Origin of the sequence: Delftia sp. ZNC0008 (genome assembly GCF_000799035.1) — a bacterium.
Lineage (GTDB): Bacteria > Pseudomonadota > Gammaproteobacteria > Burkholderiales > Burkholderiaceae_C > Comamonas > Comamonas tsuruhatensis.
In genome coordinates, this window is sequence record NZ_JTKZ01000625.1 from 1 (window position 1) to 4,071 (window position 4,071).

Below are 4,071 nucleotides of genomic sequence, written 5' to 3' on the forward strand. Positions count from 1 at the left end.
CGAACGCAACAACATGGAACTCCCTCGGATCATTGAGGCCGACGATGCTACTGCATGCACCGGCGGGCGGCGCAATGCATGGGGATGCGGCAGGGGCAGGCTCAAGCCGGATCCCGCGCCAGCCGCAGGCCGGTCATCTGCCAGCGCGCCTGCGTGGGAAAGAAATTGCGGTAGCTGGCGCGCACATGGCCTGGCGGCGTGAGGCAGGAGCCGCCCCGCAGCACATACTGGTTGACCATGAACTTGCCGTTGTATTCACCCACGGCGCCCTCCGCGATCTGGAAGCCCGGGTAGGCGCCGTAGGCGGACTGGGTCCATTCCCAGACCTCGCCCAGCGCAAGGCTGCCGGGCTGCATGGCGCGCGGGTGCACGGGGCCGGGAGGCTCGTCGTGCTCGGGGCGCTGCGCCATGGGCGCGGCAAAGGCCGCCTCCCATTCCGCCTCGGTAGGCAAGCGCGCACCGGCCCAGCGCGCATAGGCGTCGGCCTCGAAATACGAGATGTGGCAGACGGGGCGGCGCCCGTCCAGCGCCAGCGCGCCATGCAGGCTGAACTCCTGCCACGTGCCGTCCGATGCGCCATCCAACGCGCCGCCTGCATTGCGCCGCCAGTACCAGGGATGCTCCAGTTGCTGCGCGCAGCGCCAGTCCCAGCCTTCGGCCAGCCACCACTGCGGCTGGGCATAGCCGCCGTCCTCGACGAAGCGCAGGAACTCGGCATTGCTCACGGGCCGCTGCGCGATCTCGCAGCCTTGCACAAACACCTCGTGGCGCGGGCGCTCGTTGTCGAACGCAAAGCCCTCGCCGCCATGGCCCACGGCATGCATGCCACGCGGCACGGTCTGCCACTGCAGCGGGGCAGGCGTTCCATCTGCCGGCCCAGGCGCAGGCATGCCCTCTTCCTGCTCTCGATAGGCAGGCCACAGCGGGTGGCACGACAGCAGGTGCTTGATGTCGGTCAGCAGCAGTTCCTGGTGCTGCTGCTCATGCTGCAGGCCCAGCTCCAGCAGCGCGGCCAGCCGCGCAGGCGGCTGCGTGCCCCAGTCCTCGAACATCTGCAGCATGCGCTGGTCCACCGCCTCGCGATAGGCCAGCACCCGTGCCAGCGAGGGCCGGGTCAGCAGCCCGCGCTGGGCACGCGGATGCCGCGCACCCACCTGCTGGTAGTAGGAGTTGAACAGCACGCGGAAGTCGGGATCGAAGGGCGGCACGCCGGGCGCGTGCTCGGCCAGGACAAAGGTCTCGAAGAACCAGGTGGTATGCGCCAGATGCCATTTGGCAGGGCTGGCATCGGGCATGGACTGTACGCAGGCATCCTCGGCGGACAAGGGGGCGGCCAGCAGCACGGTGGTCTGGCGCACGGCCTCGTAGCGCTGCACCCAGCGGAAGACGGCGGGCATTTCACGCATTGGCATGGATCACGGCAAACCACTGGCGCTCATCGGTCCAGACCTGGCAGGCACCGAAGCCCGCACAGGCCAGCATGTCCAGGAAGTCGGGCAGCGGGTATTTGTAGCTGTTCTCGGTGTGTATGGTCTCGCCGGCCGCGAAGTGCCGCAGCCCCTGGGGCCAGCCCACGATCAGCGGGCGCCGCGCGCGCAGGTGCATCTCGATGCGCGAGTGCTCGGTGTTGAAGAAGGCCACATGTTCCCAGTCGCCCTCGTTGAAGTCGCTGCCCAGCAGGTGGTTCACATGGCTGAGCAGGTTGAGGTTGAAGCGCGCCGTCACGCCCTGGGCATCGTCATAGGCAGGCTCCAGCCACTGTATGGGTTTGGGCAGGTCTATGCCGATCAGCAGCCCACCGTCGTCGCTGAGCAGGGCCCGCATCTGGCCCAGCATGCGCTGGGCCTGTTCAGGGTCGAAGTTGCCTATGGACGAGCCCGGGTAGAACAGCAGCCGGCCGGCCTGCGGGATATAGGGCGGCAGGGCCAGCGGCTCGGTGATGTCGGCCGTGACGGCATGGGCCTGCAGCTGCGGAAACTCCTCGGCCAGGCGCCGCACGGACTGGCGCAGGAAGGCGCCCGCAATGTCCACGCCCACGAAGTGCCGTGGACGCAGGCTGCGGCACAGGCCGCGCACCTTTTCGCAGTTGCCGGCACCCAGCTCGATCAGCACCTCGCTGCCGCGCAGGGCCTCGGCCATGGCCGGACCGGAGTCGGCCAGGATGGCAGCCTCGGTGCGCGTGGGGTAGTACTCGGGCAGCCGCGTGATCTGCTCGAACAGGTCGCAGCCGCGTGAGTCATAGAGAAACTTGGGCGAGACCCGGGCCTGCGGCTGCATCAGCCCGTACTGCAATTCGGCCAGGGTTGCTCGCAGGGCGCTGTCTGCCAGCTCCGGCGCAGCCTCTCTCCTGCCACCTTCGGCCGGTGGGCGCGGAGCCGAAGGCAGGGGCAGGGGCACGCGCTGGGCGCGCGAGGCCAATGGAGGGGAAGACACGGAATGATCGTGGGCATACAGCATGGTGGGGGCCTCGCGTTGTGCGCCGACCGCCTCAGCATGGTGAATGCCGCGCCCCCGCCTTGCAGCGGGGAGCGGTCGCCAAGGGGGCGGGCAGCCAGAATGAAGCCTGCAAACTGGCGTCCCGCCTCGCAAGGCGCGCGCCGACAGGCCGAGGCACCAGCCTAGGCGCCCGCCCCGGGCACGCGGGTAGGACAGTTTCCAGCGAGCGTGTCTTTTTCATGACCTGCAGATCTGGTGCGCTGCAGCATGCCGGACGAAAAAAATCCGGTATGCCGCGAACGGCATACCGGACCAAGTACCCATCCTTGCCTCACTACGCGCTGCCGGATGAAGCAGCGCGTGCCTCGCTCATGATCCGAAGATCAGAAGCGATAGCCCAGTCCCACGCCAACCAGCACGGGGTTCACCTTGAAGGTGCCCACCTTGGTGCCGCCAGCGCGCACGTCCGTCTCGATGAAGACCTTCTTCACGTCGAAATTCAGCGACCAGTTCTTGTCCAGCGCATAGTCGAAGCCGATCTGCAGCGCGCCGCCGAAACTGTTCTTCTTGATGGAGGGGTTCAGCGCGGCCTGCACGGCGGGATCGAAGTTCACGCTGGAAAAGCGCGTGAAGTTGACACCGGCGCCCACGTAGGGCTTGAACGCGCCGAAATTGGTGAAGTGGTATTGCGCCAGCAGCGTGGGCGGCAGGTGCTTGAGGCTGCCGATCTGACCCAGGCCGTTGGCACGCAGGTCATGCTTTTGCGGGTAGGTCAGCACCAGCTCGGCCGCGATGTTGGGCGTGAAGAAGTAGGACACGTCCAGTTCGGGCATCCACTTGTCATTGATCGACAGGCCCAGGCCCGTGCTGTCCTTGTTGACGCTGTCCAGGTGGACGGCGCGCACGCGCACCATCCAGGGGCCTTCGGCCTGCTGCGCAAAGGCGGCACCCGACGACAGGGCGCAAACGGCAGCAACGGCGAGCAGAGTTCTTTTCATGATGGAGAGTCTTGGAGTAGCCCGGGGCAAATCCCGTAGCTGTATTGCAGCAGGGGCAGGCAAGGCCGGTCTTGTCCTAGCTCAAATCCGAAGGTGGGCGCCGTCGCATGGCCGGATCGCGTTGGATGCATGCAACGCCATGCGCGGCAGGCCAGTTGCGGCCAGGCTGCAGCCATTGCTCAAATAGAATGCGAATCATTATCAAATCCGCTTTCCCAGGAACCCGCTCCATGGCCGCCGCGCCTTCGCACCCCGATATCGCCCTGCTCTACAGCGACCACCACGGCTGGCTGGTGGGCTGGCTCAGGCGCAGGCTGGGCAATCCCTGCGATGCGGCCGACCTGGCCCAGGACACCTTCATTCGCGTGCTGGGCAAGCCCCAGTCCCTGCATGGCGTGCGCGAGCCGCGCGCCTGGCTCACCACCATCGCCCACGGCCTGGTCGTGGACCACACACGCCGCGCCGCGCTGGAGCGCGCCTGCCTGGACGCCATCGCCAGCCTGCCCGAGCCGCTGGCGCCCTCGGCCGAGGAGCGCCATCTGCTGATCGAATCCCTGGTGCGCATGGACAACCTGCTGGCCGGCCTGCCGCCCAAGGCCCGCAGCGCCTTTCTGCTCTCCCGCCTGGAAGGACGCGG

At 67.4% G+C, this 4,071-nt stretch carries 4 protein-coding genes; 1 reads left to right on the forward strand and 3 read right to left on the reverse strand.

Translation table 11 applies throughout. The features are described from left to right. Positions 1-101 precede the first annotated feature (101 nt). The 3 genes from egtB to L995_RS20520 all read right to left on the reverse strand — a co-directional run bounded on the left by egtB (position 102) and on the right by L995_RS20520 (position 3,434). The gene (gene egtB, locus L995_RS20510; protein WP_047473346.1) at positions 102-1,412 is read right to left on the reverse strand and encodes an ergothioneine biosynthesis protein EgtB; all 1,311 of its coding nucleotides are present in this window, start codon (positions 1,410-1,412) and stop codon (positions 102-104) included. Further along, entirely contained in the window at positions 1,399-2,457 is a 1,059-nt protein-coding gene (egtD, locus tag L995_RS20515) for an L-histidine N(alpha)-methyltransferase (protein WP_047473347.1), read from the reverse strand. Before egtD ends, egtB begins: the two co-directional genes overlap by 14 nt. A gap of 362 nt (positions 2,458-2,819) precedes the next feature. Beyond that, entirely contained in the window at positions 2,820-3,434 is a 615-nt protein-coding gene (locus tag L995_RS20520) for an OmpW/AlkL family protein (RefSeq protein WP_016449200.1), read from the reverse strand. A 230-nt stretch (positions 3,435-3,664) separates the two neighbouring features. Between L995_RS20520 and L995_RS20525 the strand changes: the two genes are divergently transcribed. After that, positions 3,665-4,071 (forward strand): sigma-70 family RNA polymerase sigma factor (locus L995_RS20525; protein WP_047473348.1); only part of this gene is annotated, 407 nt, incomplete at its 3' end.

Excerpts from the sequence above, each read along its gene's own strand:
- egtB (WP_047473346.1), bottom strand. The coding sequence starts at position 1,412 with ATGCCAATGCGTGAAATGCCCGCCGTCTTCCGCTGGGTGCAGCGCTAC.
- egtD (WP_047473347.1), bottom strand. The coding sequence starts at position 2,457 with ATGCTGTATGCCCACGATCATTCCGTGTCTTCCCCTCCATTGGCCTCG.
- L995_RS20520 (WP_016449200.1), bottom strand. The coding sequence starts at position 3,434 with ATGAAAAGAACTCTGCTCGCCGTTGCTGCCGTTTGCGCCCTGTCGTCG.